1 protein-coding gene is annotated in these 1,066 nt (G+C 39.2%); it reads left to right on the top strand.

Features of this window, described 5'->3' with window-relative positions; translation table 11 throughout:
• The first annotated feature begins 675 nt into the window (after positions 1-675).
• On the top strand, positions 676-903 hold the full coding sequence (locus ACFIK8_RS09965) for a hypothetical protein (RefSeq protein ID WP_151244752.1): 228 nt from the start codon (positions 676-678) through the stop codon (positions 901-903).
• The last annotated feature ends 163 nt before the right edge of the window (positions 904-1,066 follow it).

Below are 1,066 nucleotides of genomic sequence, written 5' to 3'. Positions count from 1 at the left end.
TTTCCTGATAAGTCTTCCAATATGCGCATGTTTAGCTGGATGTAGATCTTTGGTTATACGTAGATCAGAGAGGAAATCTCAACGAATGAATTGTTTGGAGTTAAAGGTTTAAAACGAATGGTTGGAAGGTTTTAAGCCGGATGAAAGCCTTAAAATGAATAGCCCTTTTATTGTCAGCAACAATCCACATTGCTTTGAGGATGGCTGCATCCATCATTGGCTTGCTTTTGAGGAAGTACATGAGCAATACAATTGATCAATTTCTTATTTTTATGGTCAATTCTTTATTGGTTTTTGAAAAAATGCTTTCACTTTTAACACGATAATCCGCAAGGGTAAAGTGAAGCGTTTCAAAGGTATTGTCGGTCGGCAGATTTGCCAGAAGATTAAACGGGAGGATTAACGGATGAATCCTTTTCTAGGATATGAAAACTGGGTTTTTCCTCCGCACTGACATGGCTCACTTTACCAACAAATTCATACACATTGGCCTAGTAGGACAGAGTAGCTCACGCATCCTGACTCGCTTGAATGCTTCGCTTCTTTTTACTTCGCCTTTATATTAAATACTAGGTCTTTATATTGAAACTGGGGATACGGTGAAATCTAGATACAAAAAAACCTCCCCCGCATATGTCATTAAATACGATTTTCCCTCTATTGTCAACAGAAAAAGTGAGATCTTGTATTTTTTATTTTAATCAACCTACTGGTTATGCAAAAGAGTGTGGCGTTTCAATCAGAAGTTTTTTTTCGGATGCGGAACAAGAACCACTTCTTCATCTTTCTTCAGTTTATGGTATGGTTGCTGGTGAGTTAGGTCGAGGCGGACTTCTTGGTGGAGTGGCTGTCGGTGAAGTTGGCTGTTGGTTTATAAAAAATGTCTGCGCAGAGCAGAATTGAAAAGGACAGACTCTAAACTTGAGTGTTTTCCTTCTTCAAGAACTGAAGAGAAAAGGGATTTTACGAAGATTAAGCTACGAGGTTGATTGCTGCTGATATGCTAGCTTCTGAAGAGTTGGTTTTTGGTGAAATGGTTGGCGGTGAAACTGGATGTCGTGGGGTA

It is taken from the genome of Bartonella sp. MR168JLCBS, assembly GCF_042194175.1.
This window is presented reverse-complemented; position numbering and strand designations above follow the sequence as displayed.